Source organism: Leptospirillum ferrooxidans C2-3, from assembly GCF_000284315.1.
Taxonomy (GTDB): domain Bacteria; phylum Nitrospirota; class Leptospirillia; order Leptospirillales; family Leptospirillaceae; genus Leptospirillum; species Leptospirillum ferrooxidans.
In genome coordinates, this window is sequence record NC_017094.1 from 1,744,707 (window position 1) to 1,770,089 (window position 25,383).

At 48.3% G+C, this 25,383-nt stretch carries 24 protein-coding genes; 10 read left to right on the plus strand and 14 right to left on the minus strand.

The features are described from left to right. Positions 1 to 91 precede the first annotated feature (91 nt). The 10 genes from rsmA (at position 92) to LFE_RS08900 (ending at position 13,564) form a co-directional block, all read left to right on the plus strand. The gene (gene rsmA, locus LFE_RS08855; RefSeq protein ID WP_050989514.1) at positions 92 to 931 is read left to right on the plus strand and encodes a 16S rRNA (adenine(1518)-N(6)/adenine(1519)-N(6))-dimethyltransferase RsmA; all 840 of its coding nucleotides are present in this window, start codon (positions 92 to 94) and stop codon (positions 929 to 931) included. Between the two features lie 76 nt (positions 932 to 1,007). Then, on the plus strand, positions 1,008 to 2,708 hold the full coding sequence (locus LFE_RS08860; protein WP_014449883.1) for a ribonuclease J: 1,701 nt from the start codon (positions 1,008 to 1,010) through the stop codon (positions 2,706 to 2,708). A gap of 40 nt (positions 2,709 to 2,748) precedes the next feature. Then, positions 2,749 to 4,992, plus strand: a complete 2,244-nt coding sequence (locus tag LFE_RS08865) for an FtsK/SpoIIIE family DNA translocase (protein WP_232502599.1) — start codon at positions 2,749 to 2,751, stop codon at positions 4,990 to 4,992. Beyond that, on the plus strand, positions 4,976 to 5,695 hold the full coding sequence (locus LFE_RS08870) for a LolA family protein (protein ID WP_014449885.1): 720 nt from the start codon (positions 4,976 to 4,978) through the stop codon (positions 5,693 to 5,695). The genes LFE_RS08865 and LFE_RS08870 overlap by 17 nt, the downstream gene beginning before the upstream one ends. Then, positions 5,695 to 8,535: an excinuclease ABC subunit UvrA gene (gene uvrA, locus LFE_RS08875; protein ID WP_014449886.1), complete on the plus strand. Its 2,841-nt coding sequence runs from the start codon at positions 5,695 to 5,697 to the stop codon at positions 8,533 to 8,535. The genes LFE_RS08870 and uvrA overlap by 1 nt, the downstream gene beginning before the upstream one ends. Positions 8,536 to 8,561: 26 nt before the next feature. Continuing rightward, entirely contained in the window at positions 8,562 to 9,443 is an 882-nt protein-coding gene (locus LFE_RS08880; protein ID WP_148272607.1) for a cation diffusion facilitator family transporter, read from the plus strand. Continuing rightward, the gene (gene pdxA, locus LFE_RS08885; protein ID WP_014449888.1) at positions 9,421 to 10,452 is read left to right on the plus strand and encodes a 4-hydroxythreonine-4-phosphate dehydrogenase PdxA; all 1,032 of its coding nucleotides are present in this window, start codon (positions 9,421 to 9,423) and stop codon (positions 10,450 to 10,452) included. Before LFE_RS08880 ends, pdxA begins: the two co-directional genes overlap by 23 nt. Before the next feature lie 178 nt (positions 10,453 to 10,630). Further along, entirely contained in the window at positions 10,631 to 11,266 is a 636-nt protein-coding gene (locus LFE_RS08890; protein WP_014449889.1) for a hypothetical protein, read from the plus strand. A 140-nt stretch (positions 11,267 to 11,406) separates the two neighbouring features. Further along, complete coding sequence (locus tag LFE_RS08895) at positions 11,407 to 12,279, plus strand: thiol:disulfide interchange protein DsbG precursor (RefSeq protein WP_014449890.1); 873 nt, start codon at positions 11,407 to 11,409, stop codon at positions 12,277 to 12,279. 121 nt (positions 12,280 to 12,400) lie between these two features. Next, positions 12,401 to 13,564, plus strand: coding sequence for a BaiN/RdsA family NAD(P)/FAD-dependent oxidoreductase (locus LFE_RS08900; RefSeq protein ID WP_041774294.1), 1,164 nt, complete (start codon positions 12,401 to 12,403; stop codon positions 13,562 to 13,564). On the opposite strand, the gene LFE_RS08905 is transcribed toward LFE_RS08900, so the two are convergent. The 14 genes from LFE_RS08905 to LFE_RS08970 all read right to left on the minus strand — a co-directional run bounded on the left by LFE_RS08905 (position 13,540) and on the right by LFE_RS08970 (position 25,366). Then, positions 13,540 to 14,703, minus strand: a complete 1,164-nt coding sequence (locus tag LFE_RS08905) for a metallophosphoesterase (RefSeq protein ID WP_014449892.1) — start codon at positions 14,701 to 14,703, stop codon at positions 13,540 to 13,542. The two genes, LFE_RS08900 and LFE_RS08905, sit on opposite strands and share 25 nt — an antisense overlap. Positions 14,704 to 14,781: 78 nt before the next feature. Continuing rightward, the gene (locus LFE_RS08910) at positions 14,782 to 15,771 is read right to left on the minus strand and encodes an MlaD family protein (protein WP_232502516.1); all 990 of its coding nucleotides are present in this window, start codon (positions 15,769 to 15,771) and stop codon (positions 14,782 to 14,784) included. A gap of 40 nt (positions 15,772 to 15,811) precedes the next feature. Next, the gene (locus LFE_RS08915) at positions 15,812 to 16,534 is read right to left on the minus strand and encodes an ABC transporter ATP-binding protein (RefSeq protein WP_014449894.1); all 723 of its coding nucleotides are present in this window, start codon (positions 16,532 to 16,534) and stop codon (positions 15,812 to 15,814) included. Beyond that, positions 16,531 to 17,289, minus strand: coding sequence for an MlaE family ABC transporter permease (locus LFE_RS08920; protein WP_014449895.1), 759 nt, complete (start codon positions 17,287 to 17,289; stop codon positions 16,531 to 16,533). The genes LFE_RS08915 and LFE_RS08920 overlap by 4 nt, the downstream gene beginning before the upstream one ends. A 24-nt stretch (positions 17,290 to 17,313) precedes the next feature. Next, positions 17,314 to 18,234 carry a deoxyribonuclease IV gene (locus LFE_RS08925; RefSeq protein WP_232502517.1) on the minus strand — a complete coding sequence of 307 codons (921 nt, stop codon included), beginning with the start codon at positions 18,232 to 18,234 and terminating at the stop codon, positions 17,314 to 17,316. Positions 18,235 to 18,386: 152 nt separating this feature from the next. Then, positions 18,387 to 18,734: a hypothetical protein gene (locus tag LFE_RS13200; protein ID WP_148272609.1), complete on the minus strand. Its 348-nt coding sequence runs from the start codon at positions 18,732 to 18,734 to the stop codon at positions 18,387 to 18,389. Positions 18,735 to 19,365: 631 nt separating this feature from the next. Then, positions 19,366 to 20,496 (minus strand): PAS domain-containing sensor histidine kinase, encoded by a 1,131-nt coding sequence (locus LFE_RS08935; protein WP_148272610.1) that lies wholly within the window; start codon positions 20,494 to 20,496, stop codon positions 19,366 to 19,368. A 197-nt stretch (positions 20,497 to 20,693) separates the two neighbouring features. Then, the gene (locus LFE_RS08940) at positions 20,694 to 21,398 is read right to left on the minus strand and encodes a response regulator (protein ID WP_014449899.1); all 705 of its coding nucleotides are present in this window, start codon (positions 21,396 to 21,398) and stop codon (positions 20,694 to 20,696) included. Further along, the gene (locus LFE_RS08945) at positions 21,398 to 21,826 is read right to left on the minus strand and encodes a M67 family metallopeptidase (RefSeq protein WP_014449900.1); all 429 of its coding nucleotides are present in this window, start codon (positions 21,824 to 21,826) and stop codon (positions 21,398 to 21,400) included. Before LFE_RS08945 ends, LFE_RS08940 begins: the two co-directional genes overlap by 1 nt. A 14-nt stretch (positions 21,827 to 21,840) precedes the next feature. Further along, positions 21,841 to 22,671: a molybdopterin-synthase adenylyltransferase MoeB gene (moeB, locus tag LFE_RS08950; protein WP_014449901.1), complete on the minus strand. Its 831-nt coding sequence runs from the start codon at positions 22,669 to 22,671 to the stop codon at positions 21,841 to 21,843. Between the two features lie 108 nt (positions 22,672 to 22,779). Then, positions 22,780 to 23,022 carry an NIL domain-containing protein gene (locus tag LFE_RS08955; protein WP_014449902.1) on the minus strand — a complete coding sequence of 81 codons (243 nt, stop codon included), beginning with the start codon at positions 23,020 to 23,022 and terminating at the stop codon, positions 22,780 to 22,782. Positions 23,023 to 23,026: 4 nt separating this feature from the next. Continuing rightward, positions 23,027 to 23,305: a ubiquitin-like small modifier protein 1 gene (locus LFE_RS08960; RefSeq protein ID WP_014449903.1), complete on the minus strand. Its 279-nt coding sequence runs from the start codon at positions 23,303 to 23,305 to the stop codon at positions 23,027 to 23,029. Between the two features lie 8 nt (positions 23,306 to 23,313). Continuing rightward, entirely contained in the window at positions 23,314 to 24,591 is a 1,278-nt protein-coding gene (thrC, locus tag LFE_RS08965; protein WP_014449904.1) for a threonine synthase, read from the minus strand. Beyond that, on the minus strand, positions 24,560 to 25,366 hold the full coding sequence (locus LFE_RS08970) for a HesA/MoeB/ThiF family protein (protein WP_014449905.1): 807 nt from the start codon (positions 25,364 to 25,366) through the stop codon (positions 24,560 to 24,562). Before LFE_RS08970 ends, thrC begins: the two co-directional genes overlap by 32 nt. Positions 25,367 to 25,383: the final 17 nt, after the last annotated feature.

Genomic DNA, 25,383 nt, shown 5'->3' on the forward strand with positions numbered 1-25,383 from the left:
TATGGTTTCCCTTGTGATATTCTATTCGAACAACTAATCAAAACAAAATCTCAAGATCGGAGAAGCTCCTGCTCCCCCCATGGAAAAGATGATGACGATCCCGCCCCACAGAGCCAGAAAAAGTCTGGGGCAAAATTTTCTGACTGATCCGTCCATAGCTCAAAAAATTGTGGATTTCCTTGATCCCGCCATTCCGAAGGAAACACCATTGATAGAGATCGGACCGGGGAAAGGGATTCTCACAAGGGCTCTCCTGAATAAAACATCAAACCTTATCCTTCTGGAAAAGGATAACACTCTGATTCCAGACCTAACGGAGCGTTTCGGAACCATTCCCGGAGTCAGGATCATCCGGGCCGATGCGCTTGATTATCCTTTTGGGGAAGGAGATGCCTACCAGTCTCCCCCATTCTCCGGAGGGGACTACCGGATCGTGTCAAACCTCCCATACAATATATCCGTACCATTGTTGTTTCGATTTTTGTCGACTCCAAAACCGCCCTTGGAAATGGTCCTGATGTTCCAGCGTGAAGTGGCCAGAAGGATCGTTGCTTCCACAGGATCCGATGATTACGGACATCTGTCGGTAGCGATGGCGCTTTCGGCTTCGGCAAGAAAGGTTCTCGATCTGAAGCCCGGATCTTTCTATCCGGCACCAAAGGTTCACTCCTCTGTTGTTCTGATCCAGCCAAGGATCTTTGAGAGCGATGGAGAGAGGGAACAAATACGCAATGCATTAACTTTATCCAGAAAACTTTTTTCTTACAGGAGAAGGACCCTTCAAAACGCTCTACAACTGGCTTTTCCAGAAACACCTAAGAGTGATTTTGAGGAGATCATCAATCTATCAGGACTTTCTCCGGCAAAAAGAGTCGAACGGTTGCTTCCGGAGGAATTTCATCTCATATCCATGACAATGCAAGAAACCTGAAACAAAAACACGAATACACCGGAGAAATCTTTGAGAACCGGAATCCGAACAAACAGAACAAGGAGAATATTATCCAGTGAATGCAGATATCCAGCCCATTGCCCCACCTGAACCGATCTTACCCGGAAAAGTAAGAATCATTCCATTAGGTGGAATCGGTGAAATTGGAATGAACATGACCGCATATGAAACATCCGAGGGAATTATTGTTGTGGATTGCGGCGTCCTTTTCCCGGAGGACGATCTTCTCGGCATTGACCTGATCATCCCAGACTTTTCCTATCTCAAGGAAAATCGTAAAAAAGTTCTTGCACTTTTCCTGACCCATGGTCATGAAGACCATATTGGAGCCGTCCCCTACTTTCTTCGGGAGTTCAATGTTCCGATTTTTGGAACAGCACTGACACTTGGACTTCTTGAAGGCAAGCTCAAGCAACATAAAAACATTACAGAAACGAAGCTTGTGACACTGAAGCCGAGAGAAGCCTGCACAATGGGGCCCTTTTCGGTCGAACCCATCCGGATTACCCATTCCATCGCAGACGGGGTTTCCTTTGCGATCACAACGGAGGCCGGCACAATCCTCCATACCGGTGACTTTAAGGTTGACCTGACCCCCATCGACGGAGAGCATTTCGACATGCACCGATTTTGCGCACTCGGAGACCAGGGCATCCTCTGTCTCATGAGTGACAGCACCAATTCAGAAAAATCCGGGCTTTCCCTGTCGGAAGCCCTCGTGGCTGAACCACTTCATCAGTTGATCTCAATGGCACCAGGAAGGGTCATCGTGGCAACATTCTCATCCAATATCCACAGATTGCAACAGGTGGCGGATGTTTCTATCCGGCTGGGAAGAAAGATTGCATTTACTGGCCGCTCGATGGAAACAAACTACAAGATCGCTACTGAACTGGGTTATCTGCACATCCCTGCGGACAAGGTTATAAAACTTGACCAGGCAACCCTACTTCCCCCCGGGGAGGTGACAATCATCACAACCGGAAGCCAGGGGGAGCCAATGAGTGCCCTTTTCCGTATGGCTCTTGGTGATCACAAACATATTGCCATCGGACCAAATGACACGATTTTGTTATCCGCACGGGTAATTCCCGGAAACGAAAGGGCCATCGGCAAAATCATCAACCTCCTCTCCAGAAAAGGCGCTGTTGTCCATTATCAGAGAGTCTCTGAAATACATGTTTCTGGCCATGCAAGTCAGGAAGATCAAAAGATGATGATCCGGATGCTCAAACCAAAGTTCTTTGTACCCATGCATGGTGAGTACAGAATGCTTTCAAGACATGCAAAGACAGCCATGGCTACAGGGGTCCCGGAACATAATGTTTTTGTCATTGAAAACGGTGATGTCCTTGAACTTGGGCCGGATCAGGCTGAAGTACTTCAGAAGATACCCAGCGGAAGAACCTTTGTGGATGGAAAAGGTGTTGGAGATGTCGAAGAAGTTGTGATCCGCGATCGACAAAGGCTTGGCTCGGATGGCATTGTGACCGTGATCGTTGCACTTTCCCAGCAAACTGGTGATATGGTCATGGGTCCTGAAGTCACAACCAGGGGTGTTGTCCTCTCAGATCTTTCTCTCGAACTGACAGCGCTGATCAAAACTCATGTGGAAATTGCCATCAACTCCTCCGAGCCTGAGGTCAGGAAAGAGTCATCCGCTCTCAAAACAATGATCCACAATAGCCTTAGAAAGTATTTCAAGAAGAACTTTGAGCGGGACCCTGTCATCATTCCCATCATACTCGAGATGTAAAAATGTCCCATAAAATCATATCAGCAGGAAAATCTTGAGTGTGGACAAACTGACGGAAAAGGACTCCTCCAGGGAGTCTCATCATATGAACACGCTCCTTCGAAGAGTGCAGCAAGTTTTTCTCTGGACGCTCACTTTGTTTCTCTTGATGTCCCTGTTGACATCAAACAGCAGCGACCCGTCCATCCTGACCGTCTCAAGCCTTTCCATACCCCGAAACACCATGGGTTTCTGGGGTGCGAGTGTGGCAGCCGTCCTTTATGAATCGCTTGGGCTATCCGCCATTCTTGCCCCTATCCTTCTGGCGAGTCTTTCACTTTTTCACCGACAGTCAAAAAATCCACCCCCATGGTCTATCCTGGGATGGATTCTCTTAACACTCTCCCTCCCACCACTTCTTTGCATGATATTTTCCAAAACTCTCACCGCCCCATACCAGCCTGGTGGCACCATTGGTGCAAAAATTCTTGCCTTTTCCCTTTCAAAGCTGAACAAGCCTGGCTCCATGCTCATTCTGGGAGGAATGCTGCTCACATCGCTTTTATTTCTTCTTGCTCCAATTGTGGCCTTTATTGGAAGTCAAAAAGGAATATCCATCACAGACTGGCTGAGACAAAAAAGGGACTCGATCAGATCTCTATTGGTCAAGGACACCGATCCCCAATACATCGTTGTAAAAGAAGAAGAGACCTCACCATTGAATCCGAGCCAGATGGTTGAACCCCTGCCAGCAAAAGAAGAAGCCGTCGAGCAAAAACCAAAACCGAACCCAAATTCCAAAAAGAATCTCCCCGGACCTTCTGGCCCATCCGATTTTTCCAGACCACCCCTCCCGACCAGTGACCTTCTCGATCCATCGGGAACAGCAAAGGAGGTCATGCCCCAATCTCAAATAAGGGAAACAGAGAAAACACTTGCCGACCTTTTCAGGACTTATGGCGTCCCGGGAAAGATGGTTGGATCCCAACCCGGTCCCGTCGTGACCCTCTTTGAATTTCTGCCTGCTCCTGGAACAAAGGTCAGCCGGGTGACAAGTCTGACCAGCGAAATTTCCATGGCATTAAAAGCCCCTCAAGTCAATCTCCATGTTCCCATTCCCGGAAAATCCACGATTGGCCTCGAAGTTCCAAACCCTGTCAGACAACTTGTGACTTTCAGGGAAATCCTTTCCAGTCCCAGCTTTCGCTCTATCAACTCCCCCCTCTCCCTGGCCATCGGGAAAACGATCAACGGTGATCCCTACGCAGTGGATCTTGCCAGAATGCCGCATCTCTTAATTGCCGGTGCAACGGGAACGGGAAAATCCGTCTGCATGAATGTCCTCATTGCAAGCATTCTCATGAGCGCAAGACCGGAAGATGTCAGATTTATCATGATCGACCCCAAAAGACTCGAGTTTGCGCCCTATGAAGGCATACCACATCTTCTGGGACCGGTCATAACCGACCCCAAGATTGCCGCATCCAAACTGCGGATTCTCGCAGATGAGATGATCAGGCGATATGATTTGATGAAAGACACCGGTGTCAGAAACATCAGCGAATACAGAAAGGCGGTGCCTGAGAAAGACTGGTTCCCCTTCATAGTGGTCTTGATCGACGAACTTGCCGATCTCATGCTGAGTCTGAAAAAAGATGTGGAACCGCCCATTATTCGGCTGGCCCAGATGGCGAGAGCGGCCGGCATCCATTTGATACTGGCAACACAAAGACCGTCTGTTGCTGTCCTGACCGGGCTGATCAAAGCAAATATTCCGACAAAGATCGCATTTCAGGTAACAAGCCAGATCGACTCCAGGGTCATACTCGACCAAGGAGGTGCAGAAAGTCTTCTGGGGGCTGGCGATATGCTGATGAGGCCTCCGGGAACGGATGCGCTCAGGAGACTTCATGGAGCCTTTATTTCCGAATCAGAACTTTCAAGGCTTGTTACCTTCTGGAAAGAATCTCCCCGAGTCTCCACTGGAACAGACAACAGCCTTGGCGATATCATGGAAAGGTTGACCCTTTCGGAAATTCCCGGAGATCAGCAAACCCGATACGGCTCCATGGACGATGATGACTCCTCGGATTCCAATGATGGCCTCTATGAAGAAGCAGTCGCCATTGTCCGACGGCAGGGCAAAGCTTCCACATCCCTCATACAGAGACACCTCCGGATCGGCTACAACCGGGCGGCTCGCATCATTGAACGAATGGAAGAGGAAGGGCTGATCGGAAAACAGGATGGCAGTAAACCGAGACCGCTTTTAAAAGGACATAGAAATCATGAACAGGAAGATTGATACAAAAGTGGTAATCCCGACCACGCTATCCAGAGTGGCGGCCATTGCCTGGCTCGCACTACCTGCTTTTCTGTTTTCCATCTCAGCCATCCCTGTTCATGCGGAAGAGCTCTCCCCCCAGGGGATGTTGAAAAAAATGTCAGCCTCCGTCAAAAAACACCCTGGCTTTACTGCAAGATTCCGCCAGACACTCTCCCCGCCAAATAGTGGAGCGATCCGGTCGGAGGGAGACCTGATTTTTGGGCAGGGAGGAAAAATGATCCTCCATTACCAAAAACCCAAGGGACAGGTCCTTCTGCTGTTAGGAAACAAAATGTCATTTTATATTCCTCAAAACACTCAGTTGATCAACAAAACACTCAAAAGCCGGACCATTCCGGAGACCCCTGCACTTTTGCTGGAAAAAATCGCAGAGCTTGACCAATATTTCTACATACGTCCCGAGTCTCCCGGGAAAAGTGTTTCGGGGGAGACGATTTCTTTGGTACCCAAAGAAGCAGACAGACATCTGGCCCTCGCCAGAATTACCATCGACCCCAAAACATGGCTTCCCCAAAAAATTGTGTTCATGGAGGTCAACGGCGTCATACTTTCGATCACCCTTACCGATATCCGGACACTTTCGACACTCCCCAACCAATCGTTCACAATGGACATCCCTCCGGGAACAACCATTGCCCAAAGCCCTGAAGGATCAAACTGATGCCATCAAGGAAAGCTGCCAAGCCCATTTCACAATCCAATGGAGCCACTTCTCCGATGGACTTCATTGTGATCAAGGGAGCAAGACAACACAATTTGAAGAATCTGGATATCTCCCTACCCCGGAACAAGCTGGTGGTGATTACCGGTCTTTCAGGGTCGGGGAAAAGCTCTCTGGCTTTCGATACACTTTACGCTGAGGGACAGAGACGTTATGTAGAATCCCTTTCTGCCTATGCCCGCCAGTTTCTGGAGATGATGGACAAACCAGATGTCGACAGTATTGACGGCCTCTCTCCCGCCATTGCAATCGACCAGAAGGTCACCTCCAAAAATCCCAGATCAACGGTGGGAACGGTGACAGAAATCCATGATTACCTGAGGCTTCTTTTTGCCCGTATCGGCCATCCCCATTGCCCGTCATGCGGACAGTCCGTCAGCCCACAGACAGTGACACAGATGGTCAATCAGCTCATGGGCGGTCCCGAGGGGGAAAAGCTCATCATACTCGCCCCGACGGTTTCTGACCGAAAGGGAGAATATCGAAAAGAGATCGCACGGATATTGAAAGAAGGATTTACCCGCATCCGGCTTGACGGAGTTGTCATGCCCATTGAGGAAATCACGGAGATTGACCGAAAAAAATCCCACAGGATTGAAATCGTTATCGACCGTATTTCTCTTAGAGAGGGAATCCGGCAGAGACTAGCCGAAAGCATCGAGACAGGACTGACTCATGGCGGCGGGATGGTCATCATCCACCGCCCTGACCTGAAAACAGACTTGATTCTTTCAGAGCGTCAGGCCTGCACGACCTGCAATATCAGCCTTCCGGAAATCACACCCCGACTATTCTCCTTCAATTCTCCATATGGAGCCTGTTCAAAATGCTCCGGGCTCGGAGTCCTCCTTGAGGTTGACCCGACACTTCTCGTACCCTACCCGGATCTCTCCATTGCGGAAACGGCGATCAAGATTCTGGAACACCGAGCCTTTTCCGACATTCGAAACCGTTTCATCAAGTTTTTGGAAATCTCCGGAATTTCCAGGTTCACTCCATTTGGGAAACTTCCGGAATCGGAAAGGGAGATGATCTTTCATGGAACCTCTCCAGAGAAGGGTTCCCCACAGAACATCCGATTTGCAGGCCTCCTTGGTTTTTTGCAGGATCTTTACCATAAGGGGAATCTTTCCATCTGGGCAAAGTCGGAGCTTGAAAGCGTCATGTCCGAAAAGGATTGTGATGCCTGTGGTGGAGCCCGGCTGAACCCCGAGGCGCTCGCCGTTCGTGTCTCTGATCTTTCGATCAGGGACTTTTCGAACATGACGATTCATCAGGCATCTTGTTTTATTGATCAGATGACTCTTTCCGAAAAAGAAAAAACCATCTCCGAAAGGATCCTGAAGGAAATCCGTTCGAGGCTGAATTTTCTTCGGGAGGTCGGACTTGAGTACCTGACGCTCTCAAGAAGCGCCGGTACTCTTTCCGGTGGCGAATCCCAAAGGATCCGTCTTGCGACACAGATCGGGTCCGGATTAACAGGAGTTCTGTATATCCTCGACGAACCCTCCATCGGACTTCACCCCCGGGATAACCAGAAACTTCTCAAAACTCTTCTTCATCTGCGGGATATCGGAAATACAGTGATTGTTGTTGAACATGATGAAGAAACCATTTTGCTCGCGGATGATGTTGTGGACATGGGGCCCGGTGCCGGCAGGATGGGAGGAGAAATCCTGTCCCATGGAACCCCCATTGAGATCCGTAACGATCCAAAATCCCTGACCGGTGACTACCTTTCGGGAAGAAAGAAGATCGAACGGAAAAAAAATCTTCAAAAACCATCGGAATGGCTTTCCATCATCGGTGCGTCGGAACACAACCTCAGGAATATTGATGCCCATTTCCCCCTAGGGATGATGACAGTCGTTACCGGAGTTTCGGGATCGGGAAAAAGCACACTTGTCATCGATATCCTATACAAGCGCTTGGCAAAGGTCTTCTCCCAGGGACGGGAAAAGCCCGGAAAGTGCCGGGAACTTCGTGGTGTGGACAGGATTGACAAAGTTGTCAACATTGACCAAAGCCCGATCGGACGGACTCCCCGATCCAATCCAGCCACCTATACCGGTGTTTTCACCCCGATCAGGGACCTTTTCGCTCAGGTTCCGGAATCCAGGGCAAGAGGATATGAACAAGGACGATTCAGCTTCAATGTGAAAGGCGGACGTTGCGAAGCCTGCCAGGGCGATGGAGTCCTCAAAATCGAAATGCACTTTCTGCCGGATGTCTACGTCACATGCGATCAGTGCAATGGACTCCGATATAACAGGGAGACCTTGGAGATTCTCTATCACGGAAAAAACATCTCGGAAATCCTTTCCATGACCGTGGAGGAAGCACTGGATTTTTTTGCACCCGTCCCGATTGTCCGATCCAAGCTTTTAACCCTTCGGGATGTTGGGCTTGACTACATCCATCTTGGACAAGCCGCCACGACTCTTTCCGGAGGAGAAGCGCAGAGAATCAAACTGTCCAAGGAACTTTCAAGAAGATCGACCGGCAAAACCCTTTACATTCTCGACGAGCCGACTACCGGCCTTCACTTCGCGGACATCCAAAAGCTTTTGGATACACTGCATACACTTGTCGAACAGGGAAATACAGTCATCATTATCGAACATAACATTGATGTCATCCGGGGAGCAGACCATTTGATTGATCTCGGGCCGGAAGGCGGGGACAGGGGAGGACAGATTGTCACGACAGGCTCGCCGGAGGAAGTGATGAAAAGCAGGAACTCCTATACAGGAGAGGCCTTACGGAAAAGGGTCCTGTGATTTTACAGGGGATCACAAAAAGACTCATGACTCCAACAGGCATCATGACCTTTTCCCTTTCAACCAATATTTTTCTGGCACTGGCAAAGATTACGTGGAGCCACAGGATTCACTCTGTATCCATGCTAGCGGACGGCTACCATGCCCTTCTGGACTCCGTTTCCGGGATTCTGTGCCTGGCGGCACTTCTTGTTGCCCAAAAGCCCCCTGACAAAGATCACCCTTACGGACATATCCGCTTTGAAGCCCTTGCGCAGCTGGGAGTGAGCGCCCTGCTTCTTTTTACCGGATATGAAGTTCTTTCAAGAACATATGATCAGTTCCATAACCAGATCACACCGAATGTCACATCGGGTTCCTATGTCATCATGCTTTTGGCCATGGCTGTGCAGACGATCACGATGAGTCTTGAGAAGGTTGTCTACAAAAAAACCGGAAATGCTCTTGTCCACTCCGATGCGCTCCATTTCCAATCGGATATCCTGTCTTCGTTTACGGTGCTTGCGGGATTAGTGGCATCCGGACTGGGGTACCCTGTCATCGATGAAATTGCGGGCCTTGCCATAGCGATCCTGATCGGACACGCAGGTTGGGAGCTTATGCGGGAGGGAACAAAGATCCTCTCCGATCATTCTCCGCTCGATCCACAGGAAATCATTGAAATAGCCTTATCCACTCCGGGAGTCAAAAGCTGTTACCAGACCAGATCCCGCGGCTCATTGTCCCATATCACCATGGATATGACCGTTGGAGTCGATGGATCCCTTACCGTCTCCCAGGCACATGGGATTGCCCATCTGGTGGAAAGTCGAATCCGGGAGAAACACCCAGCTGTCGTCGAAGTGATCATTCACATAGAACCCAATCAAACGGAGGAGGAACACCATGTCACCCCATATTCTCACTAACTCTGAAAAACCACTTGCAATCACCATGGGAGATCCGGGGGGAATCGGGCCGGAGGTGATCGTCAAGTCCTGGTTGAATCCCGAGATTCAAAAAGTCGACCGGATTGTGATTGGTGACCCGGAAATCATGAAAGATGTCGCCCGACGTTACGAACCCTCCCTCGTGGTCAGGACAATCACAGATGCCGAAGAGTTTTCAAAAGACCCGGGAGTCATGGATGTCATGATTCCCAGTCTGGACAAACCACTCGAATCAATCATCACGGAGTCAAACAGGCTCATGGCCGGCAGGTGGTCCTATGCCTGTGTCAGACAGGGAGTGGAGCTGTCCATGGTCCGAAAGGTTGCTGGTATTGTAACGGCCCCCCTGAACAAAAAGATGCTTCATGCTGCAGGCTATCAATATCCCGGCCACACAGAACTGATCGCAGCACTCACGAATACAGAACATTACGGGATGATGCTTGTCGGAGGTCCACTCAGGGTCATCCTCGTTACCACACACATCCCGTTTAAAGACATCGCTTCAAAAATCACAAAGGAGAGGGTTCTGGAAACCATTCGCCTTGCCAAACAAGCCACCGAGTATCTCGGTCTTGAAAACCCGAAGATCGCGGTTGCCGCACTGAACCCGCATGCGGGAGAGGCTTCACTGTTCGGGAACGAGGAGGCAACGAGCATTTTCCCCGCCATTCTTGAAGCCAGATCAGAAGGAATTGAAGTCGATGGCCCCATTCCTGCAGATACGCTTTACGCTAAGGCAGCCCAAGGAAGATACTCGATCGTCGTCTCCCAGTACCATGATCAAGGCCTCATTCCTCTGAAGATGCTCTCATTCGGCCAAGGCATTAATGTCACAGTCGGGATTCCCATCATCAGGACCTCAGTGGACCATGGCACAGCATACGATATCGTTGGAAAAGGCATTGCCAATCCGGGATCAATGACAGAAGCGGTCAAGCTAGCTCATGAACTTGTTCTCAGGGTTGAGAAAAATACAAAAAAATGAACGACACAATGAAGGCCGGAGGATCCCTCTCAAGATTTGGGAGCATTCTTCCGATAGGACTCACGTATCCAAAGCGTACTTGGCCATAAGCAACGCTTGACACAGTCAAAAAACAGTTTTCTTTTTCAGGAATGACAAAACCCTGAAGGAAAAGGAATCCACCATGAGGACACCCAAAATGTCACGATTCATCAAAACCGTTTCTGCCTTTTTTCTTGTCGGAGCTCTCCTTTTGGCTTCAACCGTACCCACTAAAGCCTTTGCTGGAGTTGCCGCCAATGGGCAGCTGAACCTGATGGTTTTCGGGAACTATGACTTTACGGCACTCGACTCATCCAATCTTCCGATCAATCCAACAGGTCCTAATCAAACCTTTGCAAAGAGCTTTGAAAACGGGTACGGAGCAGGAATTGGATTTGCCTACTGGATGACCGACAACATCGCATTCAGGATGATGGCCCAAGGAAACATGTTCCAGGGAAACCAGAGTGGTTTTTATTCCGCCAACTCCATCAAGTCCGCCCCCATTACAGCTGGTCTTGAGTTTAACCTTTTGGGAGATCCCGAACACTTTTTCTACGCTGTTGTCGATGCAGGAGGAGCCTATCAGGAGCTCGTAACCGGAGCATCCGCCTTTGGGGGCACTGAGCTTTCTCACGGTTGGTCCAGCTATGGTGATGCCGGAATCGGTATCAATTTCGCCTATTTTTTTGTAGAAGCCAAGGTCGCCTACCTTCCCCAGTTTATTCCCCAATTTACGCAGGGACAAAATGGGTCATTCTACATCCCGATCACCGCCGGATTCAGCTTCTAGATCTGATCGATCCATGGTTCAACATACCAAAAAGGCGCCGGGTCAATACGGCGCCTTTTTTAGTGATCTGCTAATATGTTTATGATCTCTTCAATTCTCAAAAGACCATCATGCAAACTTTTCGGTTGGAAGGACCCAACTTGGACAAGCTTCCCGGATTTCGTCCCCTCTCGCTTTTCCCGATATTCTTTTTTCTTCTTTTGACGACATGCCAGTCACTCCAGCCCCGAAACTCAACGCTTCTTTCAATCCCGAAGGCCCAGATCCTCCTCTCGGGGATCACCAAGGGCAAGGTGACTGTTGTCAAAACCTTCAATGGTCCTTCCGGATTGACTGGAATTTTGATCAAGGAGAATTCAACCCATCTCGCGATTGTCTACGCCACAGCAGATGCGAAAACACTCATTGCTGGAACCCTCTTTGACAAAAATGGAATCAACCTCACCAAACAGTCTGCGGATGCCTTTCTGAAAGAAGAAACCAATTCTGCTCCCAAAAAAACACAATTTCAGGAAGATGAAGCAGATCAGATCAAGGTCTCCCCTTTCAAAATGGATCTGTTAGAAAAAGAGACCTCATTTCTTTCGCAGGGACAGGGATCCAAAGTTCTTTGGATTTTCTTTGATCCAAACTGTATCTGGTGTCATCGCCTTTTTCTCATGATCCATCAGCACCCCATTCCAGAAACAATCGAAATACGGTGGATTCCTGTCGGATTTCTCAAGTCAGGATCGATCGGAAAGGCTTCAGCCATCCTGAAAAACGGATTTGCTGAACTGAGCAAAGACGAAATCAACTTTGATACAGAAAACGAAGAGGGCGGAGCACCCATCATTTCCTCTCCAAAATTTCGCTCCATGGTTCAAAAGAACAACCGCATCCTGAAGCTTCTGGGGAATGGTGGTCTTGAAACCCCCACTCTGATTTATCGGAAAAAAGGAATCAATTACCTCTTTCCTGGATTCCCTGACAAAGGGGAATGGGCAGGAATTATCGGAGCGCTCTCACCATAGGAAAACTCTTTCATTCTATTACCAGGAAGACTGGAACACATGCATCAAAAAGATAGCTTGATTTCCGATAACGCCATTCGCTTTCACCCTTCGTCATTTTTTGAACATTTGGCCTTATCCGATGAATAAGGACGTTATTATTATCGGAGCAGGGGCAGCAGGAATGATGTGCGCGATTTCCGCAGGAGAAAGAGGACGCCGGGTGCTCCTAGTGGACCATTCCAGAACACTGGCTGGAAAGATACGCATTTCCGGAGGTGGAAGGTGCAATTTTACCAATCAAAATGTTGGAGCGGAAAACTATATTTCGGCAAATCCGCATTTTTGCCGCTCTGCACTGTCAAGGTTTACACCACAAGATATTATCGGATACCTCCGAAAACATAATATTGACTGGCAAGAAAAAAAACTTGGCCAGCTCTTCTTAAAAAATACATCCAGAGATATCATCGATATGCTGAGGCAGGAATGTCTTGAAACGGGTGCTGAGTTTCTGACCGGCAAAGAAGTTGTCGAGGTCCATCATGAAGCAGGCAAAAAAGATCGAGAATTTACGGTCCTGATCGAAAACCAAGCGATCTCCGCGCCATCTCTCGTGATTGCAACCGGAGGGTTGTCCGTTCCTGAAACGGGATCAAGCCCTTTCGGCTACAAGCTTGCAAAACAATTTGGATTGCAAGTCACGGAACTTAAACCCGGCCTGGTCCCAATAACAACACAATCAGGATTTCCGGACCTTGCGGGGATATCCATACACACCATTGCCACCTGCAACAAGATGAGCTTCAGAGAAGATCTCCTTTTCACTCATAATGGACTCAGCGGCCCTGCCATTCTCCAGATTTCATCTTATTGGAATTCTGGTGACCCGATTGAACTGGATCTTTTACCGGGTCTTGAGGATGTATTATTGGCCGATTACCCAGGAAAAAAATTGCTTTCGACAGCACTTGCCCAATATCTTCCAAAAAAATTTGCACAATACTATTGCCGCAATTGGCTGGAAGACAAAGCCATTGGTCACTATTCACTTAACCAACTCAAAATGATCGAGAAGAACCTCCATAGATTTTCCATAATCCCCACCGGGACCGAAGGATTCAGAAAAGCAGAAGTCACTGTTGGCGGCGTTTCGACCCATGAGCTTTCATCAAAAAGTATGGAGTCGAAGAGAGTTCCAGGTCTTTTCTTTATCGGAGAAGTTGTCGACGTTACAGGATGGCTAGGAGGATATAACTTTCAGTGGGCATGGTCTTCAGGCTATGTGGCCGGAAGTTTTGCATGAACTTTTTCTTCATTCTGAATAAGCTTATTGACGAGTGTCAGGACAACAACTTCAGGTCTGATCCCAAGTCGAACAGGAACACCAAAATACCCGACGCCGCCATGGATGAAAAGCTGTTGCAGTCGCCCATTCGAGGTACGCTTGAAAAGTCCTATATCCAGACGATGAAACAGTCTTGCCAAATTCCACCCGCTGCGAAACATTCCGATCTGGCCACCATGGGTATGACCGGACAGTGTCAGGTCAGCATGGTAAGGGGAAAGAGTCTTCCAGACATCCGGTTGATGTGCCATCACAATGACAAGGCTTTCATTGCTTTCTGGTATTCTGGAAAAAGCGAGCGCCGGATTGGGCCCCCCTTCTGGAGAGACTTCTTTTCCGGCTGGGTCGGACAACCCTACAACCCAAAGATCTGCACCCTTTATAGATACAGCCCTGCTATCATTTTCAAGAAGATCAAACCCCCCATCCAAAAAAGCTGAATAAACGTCCTTGCCACCGATCCATTGTTCATGATTTCCCATAACAAGGAATCGCCCGTAGCGCCCCTGGACATCTCCAAATATTCTTGAAAATCGTGGGACTTCTTCAATGGAGTGATCGATCATGTCCCCAGTAAATACCAAAAGGTCTGGTGCCAGGGACAGAACTGTCTCCCGAAGTCTTAAGAGGTCCCGTTCAAACAGAAACCCACCCACATGGACATCAGACAGTTGAACAACTCTAAGCCCATTCAAGCCATCAGACATATGAGGAATCTCAATTGTTATGTTTCTGACAAAGGGACCCTTCAGACGGTAAAAAAACGACACCAGAAAAACGACCATGAGACCTGAAAAAACGACTGGCCATGTCTGCTTGAGATTAAGACAGGATAGACATCCTACGGGATTCGAAAACATCAGCTGAAGCAAAAATCCCAACGCGATTTGGCCAGAAATAACAACGGAAAAAAAGAACTGCCCAAAAAAAACGGGAAACAGGCGAAATGGTCTTTTCAGCCCCAGACGGAAAGAAAGATTCAGCCAGAAAACCATAGCTGCAGAGGTTAACCAATAAAAATAAACAACAAGCGGATTGAAACCAAGAGACAAAAAGAACCGACCGACTACCCACTGGCAAAAAACATAGAGAAACATCAAGATGAAAAAGAAAAACCTAAATCTCATCGCGAACCAGCTTGTTCATCATCATGCGGAAAAATGAGAGTCTCTCCATCAAAAAACATGGACTTCTACTGTAAAATAGCGGTGTGGATGATCTTTCATGTCCTTCAGCAAATCATTGACCCGATCGAGCGTCGCATTAAATTTTGCCGTCATTTGCTCATTATTTAAAAGCTCTCCCGCCACCCCTTTTCCATTTGCCAGATTTCTCAGCAGAGTATTCAGGGAAGCTAAACTTTGAGCGAGTGATTTCGCCATATCCGGGTCATGCGACAACTCTCCGAAAGTTCCCTTCGGATCGTTCGCCGCCTGTAACAATTGGTCAAGATGATCAATGCTTCTTGAAAGTCTTCGGGCCATTTCGGGAGAATTCATCAACTGGGGAATCGTACCGCTTCCAGTTCTCATCGTCTGGGTAATGGCATTGAGATTTTTTGCAGACGCATCAAGATCCTGATACAGGGACTTGCTTGTGACAAGAGAGCCGATCGTCCCTTCTCCAGAGTTCAAGCCACCGATGAGTCTGTTCAACTCAAAAGAAAGCGCATTCAGGCTTTTCACCAGATGATTCCCTTTTCCGAGAACGGACTCAAGGGTCTGGGTTCCGGAACCCATGATAGGAATCGCAGGATTTAAAGGGCCTTTGCTCAGATCTCCGGGAATAAGCTCCACAAACTTGATTCCCATTAGTCCCTGTGTCTCGATTCTTGCAGTGGCCTCTTCCGAAAGGTCAGGAAGACGTGTTGCGTCCAGACGGAGTCCGACCTGCACAAATCGCTCTCCCTTGATCTGGACAAGATGGATCTCCTTCACAAATCCACTAGTGATACCGGCAAGACGAACAGGTGCACCGACCGTCAACCCCCTTACATCCTTGAAAAGTACGGTCAGGTGGACCTGTTTTGAAAATATCTCATGGACCTTTCCATAGGTCACAATGGCGAGGATGCCCAAAAGAAAGCTCACCCCGACGATGATTCCCACACGCATTTCCGAAAATTTCACATTGACGCTTCTTTTCATGGCCATAAATCGACCCATCCCCCCGAAACTCTGCCATCAGAGCAAACAAACCGATGCTTCATACCGCCAGAAATGTCCTGACAAATGGGTCAGAACTTTCTGAAATGACATTCCGGTCACCTGTGACCACAAGTGATCCGTCCTTTACAAATGTAAAGAAGTCCCCCACGCGAAAGGCATCCTGCAAATCATGTGTCACAACGAGGCTCGATGCGGCAAACTCCTTTTGGACTTGCCTGATCAGGTCACAAATGGACTTTGAGGTAAAAGGATCCAGCCCGGTGGTGGGTTCATCATATAACATGACCATCGGATCTTGGGGAGCCATTGCCCTTGCAATCGCAACTCTCCGCTTCATCCCCCCGGATAGCTCCCCAGGATATAAGTTGATCGTTTCGATAAGCCCAACAAAGCTGAGAAGAAGTCGAACTCGCTCCTCTATTTCAGCATCGGTCATGTCGGTGTGCTCCCATAGCCAGAAACCGACATTCTCTCCAACCGTCAACGAATCAAAAAGTGCCCCTTCCTGAAAAACCATCCCAATTCGCTGGCGGTAAGACAGGAGTTCATTTTGGCTGAGGCTGTCAACGACCGCACCATTCACCACAATCCTTCCAGTCATGCAGTGAAGAAGCCCTAAAACTCCCTTTAGAAGAGTGGACTTTCCCGAACCGCTTCCTCCCAATATCACGAGCGTTTTCCCATCGGGGATTTCGATATTGATATCCCTGACAATGACCTTTTCACCATACCCAAGGGAAACGTTTTCGAACTGGATCACCCTTCGTTTCCCCAAAGATTGAGAAGAAGCTTGCTGATCAGAAAATTCGCAACCAGTATCCAGACCGCAGCTGCAACGACAGCTCGGGTGGTTGTCCGACCAACCATCGCGGCACCTCCTCCGGCTTTCATTCCATAGAAGCACCCGACAGATGTGAGGATAAATCCAAAAAAAATCGGTTTAACCGCTCCATTCACCAAGTTTGGAAGTGTCAATGCTTCCCTTACCCCAGACCAATAAAGCGGAGCGGGAATATGTGCAGCCAAAAAAGCGATCACAAGACCGCCAAAAATCCCCAGAAAATCCCCTATGACAGACAGGATTGGCATCATCACAATCCCTGAAAGGATCCTGGGAGCCACGATTTGATCAATCGGATCAACACCCATTACGGACAAAGCCTCTATCTGGCTTGTGGCCTGCATCATCCCGACTTCGGAAGCAATGCCGCTTGTCACTCTGGCGGACATCACAAGAGATGCCATCACCGGCCCCATATCCCGGACGATCGACGTTGTCACCACTTTACCTAAAAGCGCTTTGGCACCATAGGGAGCCATAACAACCTCAAACTGCAATGCCATGTCGAGTCCTGCAAAAAGACTTGCCAAAAAAACAATTGGCACCGATCCGACCCCGATACGATCCATCTGGATCAGAACTTCCCTGCTTCTGAAGTTTATCAGGGAATATCTCGCCGCATGATAGATCATAAGGCTAAAGGACTGGACGGATTCAATAAGGTCGACAAGCATTTCAGTGATTCCGGAGCATATCTGTCATTTTGGAGCGAACTCCCTCAACTGATCAATAAGATTGCCCAAAACAGGATCATTTTTTTCGGGCGGATTTTCCATTTCAGCAAGTCTCCTGATCACCGCAAGATTTAATATATCCTCCGGAGTCCCCTCTTTTTTGGGAGTTTCAAGAACCATTGGAGTATCAAAAAACCGCTGATCATGGAGGAGTCGCCAAAAAAACCACGGACCGATATGACCGATACCAATATGTGTATGCCGATCTTTTGCGGAACCCAGAGCAGCATAAGCATCATTCAAATGAAAAGCATCCACCTTCCTCTTGGGGGCAGCATCAAGGAATCGGGAGATCGTTTCCAAATATCCTGATTCGTTTCTGATCTCGTACCCACTTGCAAGAAGATGACATGAGTCAAGGCAGACTCCCATTTTCTCTGGTTGCCCCACCAGCTCCATAATACGAGCAATCTCTTCAGGAGATCTACCAAGGGTATGACCAGCTCCTGCCGTATTTTCTATAAGCAGTTTTGTCTTTCCGGATGACTTCTTCTCAACAACGGATGAGATCATCTCTGAAGCGCGTTCAAGTGCTTCTCCTATTGGCGCACCCCCACTAGATCCCGGATGAAGGACCAAGCCCAATGCACCTAGCCTGTTGGCAAGCTCCCATTCGAGATTCAGCGTGATTGATGATTTTAGGATAAGGTCCGGGCGAGGGGTAGCCACGTTGATCAAATAGCTGGCATGAATCAGGAAAGGAGCGCCAGAGAGCTCCGAAAGACATCTGCTGCGAAATTCTTCAACCTCTTGATCTGTGAATTCAGGGAAATCCCATGTTCTCGAAGAGTGAGTGAAAATCTGGAAAGAGGAACAGTCGATACGGGAAGCCCTGGAAACAGATTCCGATATTCCACCGGCAATGGAAACATGAACGCCCGCCATTACCATGGAGATCACCTCATGATTAAAAACCTATCGATAGGACACATTCCTGAGAGCAAGACTTGGGAAAGTGCCCAAGCCAAAAAAAGGGAGGGAGCCCCCCCTCCCTCTCATGATTTCAAAAAAAGAACGCTCAGATAGCTCACAAAATTCTAGTGCTTCACAGGAGGCGGTGAAATGGGATGATCATTCCCCCCCATCATCATCTGTTGCAATAGTTTTTTAACTTTCGCAAACTGCTGGTCGGTCAAAACCTTGTGGGCATCTGACAACATTTCAATCCGGGCTGTCATAATGTTTTTCTTATGTTGCAAAACCCTGTCAATATCCTTTTTTAGTACACTGACATTGACATCTTTTTGCATGAGAAGCTGCATGCCTTCCATATGGATGAGGTGAATCCGGTTTTTCTCCACTTCTTTCAGTTTTTGGAACTTCATACTGATCGCCTGCAATTTTGAAACCTGATCAGCTGTTAAGCCCAGATTCTCCTGATTCATCAAGTAGAAACCGATTGGACCATCCTGCATCGGACTGGCAGTTGCAACGAGTGGCTGAAAAAACAAGAGTGAAAAGGCAGACAACAACAAGAATACAACAGATACCTGAACCGACCGATTTCTCATCGAAAAGAACTCTCCACCTCTCATCGACTATCTCAAAAAGCCTCATTTGAAGTCCTTCTGGGATGGCCACTTTATCATGACATGAGGCTATCACAGACCTTGAGGCTTGTCGAGATTGCAGGATGACTGACAGACATCATCTGCCCGAGGAAATAAGGGCGAGGAGAAGATACTTGCCCCACAACTTCCCATGCTCCGAAGAAAGAAATCCGGATGACCGTTCAATCCCCTCGCTCAGGCTTCAAACAGACGAATGGGAGTTGATGGCCACTCAAATGACACCAGAAATCGGTAGGCTGCTTTGGACACCGGGAAAAAGAGGGGGATAAGATCACTCCATGGATCGGAAAAAAGATTAACACATCAGGGAAATATCCGAGAGGCTCCCTATTGGCACAATCGTTTGAATCACTGCAGGAATTCTTGAAAAGAAGATTTCAAAACCGACAGATCGTTTCCCGGGAAAAATCATGGCAACCTGATCTGATTTTCAGCACAAGAAACGCTATTTGGAAGGAAGTGAGACAATAAACATCGATCCTTCTCCGGGATGACTTTTCACACGGATCTCCCCGCGCAAAAGCTCAAGGACATGTTTGACAATGGAAAGTCCCAATCCAGTCCCTCCCAATTCCCGCGACCTCGCCCGATCCACCCGGTAGAACCTTTCGAAAATCCGACTCAAATCTTCCTTGGGAATCCCTATCCCGGAATCGCTTACGGCAATTTCGATCCGTCCCGAAAGAAGCTGTCCGGAGATACGGACCGTTCCCCCCGCAGGAGTATACTTCAAGGCATTATCAAGCAAATTGGAGAGGACAAGATTCATCTTGCCTTCATCTGTTTCATACATGAGTGAGGGAGGGTCAATCTCCACTTCAAGAAAGATATTTTTTTCTTTCGCCACCGAGCGAACTGCTTCCAGAATACGATCTACTTGGGTAGCCAGTTCCACTGGCTTCATTATCAAACTGGCTTTACCGGATTCAAGCGTGGCCAAATGAAGCAGATCGGTCACGATCGAGTTCAGACGGTGAGACTGATTCACAATGATTTCAAGGAAGCTTCTTGCTGTTTTGGGATCATCAATCGCACCATCCATCAATGCTTCAGCAAAACCAGAGATAGAGGTCAACGGTGTTCGGATTTCATGTGATACGTTCGCCACAAAATCCTTCCGGACCCTTTCAAGCCTCCGCATCTCTGTCAGATCATAAAACAAAAAAATTCCATACCCTGACCTTGGAGCTCCATCTCCCGGTGTCCTAATCCCAAGAAGACTCCACGTCTTCGACAAACCGCCCGAATAAGTTACTTCCGTATGAACAGGATGATTCCCCGAGAGAACCTCTTCAATCAGATCGTCAATTCCAGCTTTTTTCGCCAGCAATCCAAGAGATTCGCCAACAATTCTCGTTTCATCAGGAAAAAAACGACAGAATGACTTGTTATGAAGGAGAACATGACCTTTTGTGTCAGTGACTGCAACTCCTTCAACCATATGATCAAGAACAGCCTCTGATCGGGCAGCAAGCTCTTTGACTTCAGACTCTTTTAGAAGCTTTTCGGCATGGGATCGACTGACTTGGATATAAATCTCATCAAGAAGATCATCAAACCAGGTATTTTCCTGCATTTTTTGTGGCTTTTGAAACGCTGTCTTAATTTGGAAGCGAATTCTGCGGGAAATTAGGCTCAACAGTAGGAATAAAAATAGCAATGAGGAGAGAATTAATATGGAGCGTTCGAACGTCTCATGAAGTCTCGAAAAGAACCAGCCTTCTGAAAAAGAGATCAGAAACAGGCTTATGACAACACCCCGGAAGGTCACTTTCAATCACTCCCGTCTGGATCATCCGAAAACTTATACCCGATCTGCTTTACAGTCTGGATCTTGTCCTGAAAGGGCCCCATCTTCTTTCTCAGCCTCCTGATGTGGACATCCACTGTCCTATCGGTCCCCTCATAGTCATCGCCCCAGACAAGATCCAGGAGAGTGGCCCGGTCAAGAACCCGACCAGCATTTTTCATCAATGTCTGCAAAAGGGAGAACTCCTTGGCTGTCAATGGCATTGTGACACCTTGGGCAATGGCTTCATGCCGGGACTCATTCACGGAGATACTTCCGATCCGAATGATATCATCCGCCTTGACCTGAGGTTCCAGATGAACCCTCCTCAGGATCGCCCGTATTCTGGCAAGCAGCTCCTTGGGGTTAAAGGGCTTTACCAAATAGTCGTCCGCTCCAAGTTCGAGGCCAATAATCCGATCTGTTTCATCGGATTTTGCCGTCAGAATGATAACAGGGATCTGGTTTGTCTTGGTGTCTTTTTTCAGCATTCTGTTCAAGGAAAGCCCATCGATTCCCGGGAGCATCAGATCAAGAACAATCAGATCCGGCAACTGGGACTTTGCAAGCGCAAGACCATCTGTTCCATTTGATGCCTCAAGAACCTCATAATGTTCCTGGACAAGGTAATGTCGGGCCAATGTCCGAATATCCGCTTCATCCTCTATCAGTAGAATCCGTCGACTCATCAATCATCCTCCTTCACAATGAGAGGAACTTCCGTTATTTTACCGTCCTTGATCTGAAACATTCTTAAACTGGGAGGTGTCGTTACGGGAGAAGTGATAAGGTAAAAAAGATCCGGATAATAGGCCAGGTTCACATCCACCACAGAGGGGTAAGCCTCGGAGATAGAATGAGAATGGTAGATTCCCCAAAGCGACAATCCATCGAGCCTAAGGGATTTCCCGACTGAAAACTGCTCTTTGGGATCCATCTGATATCTGACAGGAGAGTGAAGGGTGTTTGTCATGGGAATGACACGGACCGGGGTACCTTTTTGGTCTGAGGCAATAAGACCACAACATTCCTCTGGGTGCACCGAACGGGCATGGGCAACAATGGACTGGTATAGTGCCATCGAAAAAAAAATAGGCTGGGGAGATTCATTCGCCAAGAGACAACCTTGAACTAAATGGCACAGATCACGTCGGTGGAACCAGTTACCGAGTGGATCGTCGCTTTGGGACCACAAAGCTTGCATTCAGGATCCTTTGGGACCCGAACTCTCCGAAAATCCATTGAAAGGGCATCATAAAGCAGGAGGCGATCCGACAAGGGCTCACCGATTCCCAGCAATAGCTTGACGACCTCAGCTGCCTGCAATGTTCCAATTGTTCCTGCAAGAACCCCTAGAACTCCCGCTTCCGAGCAAGAAGGAACCAGTCCTGGAGGTGGAGCCTCAGGGTAGAGACAGCGATAGCAAGGTGTATCCATGTATCCCCTGATTGCAATGACCTGCCCCTCAAACCTCAGAATCGATCCGGAAACCAGTGGTTTCTTCAAAAAATAGGCCGCATCATTTACAACATAACGCGTTCCGAAATTATCCGACCCGTCAACAATGACATCATACCCGGAGAAAAGCTCCATGGCATTTTCGGATGTCAATCGTTCCTGATGGCAAATAACCTGCACATCCGGGTTGAGCTCATTCATCGTCTTTTGTGCCGATAAAACTTTAGGAACACCCAATGTCGCGGTGGAATGGATGATTTGCCTTTGCAGATTTGACATGTCAACAGTGTCAAGGTCCACCAGACCAATCTTGCCAACACCTGCAGCGGCCAGGTAAAGAGCCACAGGACTTCCCAAACCGCCCGCTCCAATAATCAGGACGCTCGAACCCAACAGGGTCCGCTGACCAATGCCCCCTACCTCTTTTAAGATAATGTGGCGGCCATAACGAATGATCTGCTCTTCAGTCATCTCATTGACCGGCTTTGCAATCCCATGACTCATTGATCTCTCCCCTGGAGATTTTTTCCAGTCTCTTCCCTGAATGAAATAAGCGGGGTCCTACCTGATTGATGATATTAAAAAACGAAACATTCTTCCAATAAAGTACGGTTACCCCTCAAGGATACTTTTCTCAAGTGGATCCACGTGGACACCTTTTTTTCTGAGCCAATCGATTGTCGATTCAATCTCAGAAAGGTCTCCGACCAACTCAAGCTCCATCCATCCGGTTTTATCCGAAACATCCGCTCTGCGGATATTCGGAATGACCTGAAAGTTTTTGGAGATCTCGTAGATGATTGGATCCCGAACCCGGTCCTCGGGGAAGGTCAAATGAATTCGGAGTTGTGCCATTAAACTAAGCCCCCCCGGCAATCGCCGGAATAATAGATACCTCGTCACCGGGAGAGATCGGAGTTGCCACACCCTCCCTGAATCGAATGTCCTCTTCATTGACATAAATATTGATGAACCGTCTAAGTTCACCGGACTCATCCATCATTCTTTCCCTCATTGCCGGGAATCGCGTGATCAAATTGTCCAAGATCTCCTTTACGGATGTTCCTTCCTCCGAAAGCTCAGATTGCCCACCGGCAAGAGGCCTTAAGGGAGTCGGTATGCGAACCAGTACAGACATGAATCCTCCTAGGATTTCGGGTTGACGATCTGTCTAAAGGAAGACAGGTTGGGGTCGATACTGACCGGCTGGGACAAAGAACCTGCAAGAGCTTCCATGGTTTTAAGTCCATTTCCGGTTATATAAGCAACGGTTAGCTCATCCGGTCGTATGGCTCCCTTTTCTGCCAGCTTTTTCAGGCAGGCCACAGTCACCCCTCCTGCAGTCTCGGCAAAGATACCTTCTGTTTCAGCAAGAAGTTTCATTCCGTCGATGATTTCCGAATCCGTGGCCTGTTCAACCTGCCCACCTGACTTTCCAACAACATCAAGAGCATAAAATCCGTCGGCAGGATTTCCGATCGCCAAAGATTTGGCAATGGTATTTGGACGAACAGGAACAATGTGATTTTTTCCGGAAACATATGCCTGGTAAACAGGCGAACATCCCGATGCCTGGGCTCCATTGACCTTCAAAAGCGGATTTTCATCCACAAGGCCGAGGCGGGTAAACTCGTGAAAACCTTTCCAGATTTTTGTCAAAAGGGATCCCGACGCAATCGGAACAACAACTTGGTCCGGAACCCGCCACCCCAGCTGTTCAGCCGTTTCAAAAGCCAACGACTTGGAGCCTTCAGCATAATATGGGCGTATGTTGATATTGACAAAAGCCCATGGATATTCTGCGCCAATCTCGCTGCACAACCGGTTCACATCGTCATAGGTTCCCTTGACTGAAACGACCGTTGGCTTGTAAATCAGGTTACCTAAAACCTTTCCTGCTTCCAGATCATGTGGAATAAAAACAAAGCATTCCATACCGCAACTGGCAGCATGAGCTGAAACCGAATTGGCAAGATTGCCGGTCGAAGCACAGGCAATTGTTGTAAAACCTAATTCCCTGGCTCTTGTAGTCGCCACCGCCACAACCCGATCCTTGAAAGACAAGGTCGGATGATTCACTGTGTCATTTTTAACGTATAGGTTTTTCAGGCCAAGAGCCCGACCAAGGCGATCTGCACGTACCAGTGGCGTCATACCGGCATGAAGTCCAGCCGTAGGCTCTCCAAGGACAGGCAACAGATCTTTGTATCTCCAGAGGGAAACTGGACCAGCCTCAATCGATTTTCGAGAGATCTTCCGTCCAATGACTTCATAATCATACTCAACTTCCAGGGGCCCAAAACAAAACTCACAGACATGTATGGCTAAAAGCTCATATCTTCTGCCGCATTCACGGCATTTTAGCGCTTTCACGCCGGAATGGGCAGAAGGATCAGACTGGATTGGCACAGACGGGTTGCTCATAATCGTGAAGCTCCGTAATGGTTGGATTGTCACCGCAAACGGGACAACGGGGGTTTTTCCGGACACCCACTTTTCGAATAAGAACAGTCAAGGCATCGTAAGTTAAAAGATGGTTCGTCAGAAGGTCGCCTTTTCCCAAAAGGAACTTCAAAACTTCTGTGGCCTGAATTGAACCAATCACTCCGGCAATAACACCGAGAACACCGGCCTCGGAGCATGTCGGGATAGCTCCAGCTGGTGGTGGTTCCCTGAAAATGCAACGATAACAGGCACTTTGTCCAGGAACAATCGTCATCACCTGACCGGAAAATCGAAGGATGCCACCATGAACAAGGGGCTTTCCAGTGAGAACAGCCAAATCATTAATCAGAAATTTCGCCGAAAAATTATCGGTACCATCCACAATGACATCATAAGGTTCAGCAATCTCCCGGGCATTTTCAGAACTCAGGAGTGCCTGATAGGTTTTCACCTCAACATCAGGGTTCAGCGCAATCATCTTTTCCGAAGCTGAAAGAACCTTGGGCCTGCCAACATCCTTGGAGTGATGGATCACCTGGCGTTGCAGGTTGGAAAGATCAACCACATCCATATCCACTATTCCTATATGCCCGACCCCTGCAGCTGCCAGATAGAGGGCCACAGGGCTTCCAAGGCCGCCCGCCCCAATGATCAGGACTCTGGAGTTCAAGAGCTTTAGCTGACCACTCCCGCCCACTTCGGACAACAATATATGCCGGGAATACCGGTGTATCTGATCTTCTGTCATTTCCATCGCAACATCCTCATAAG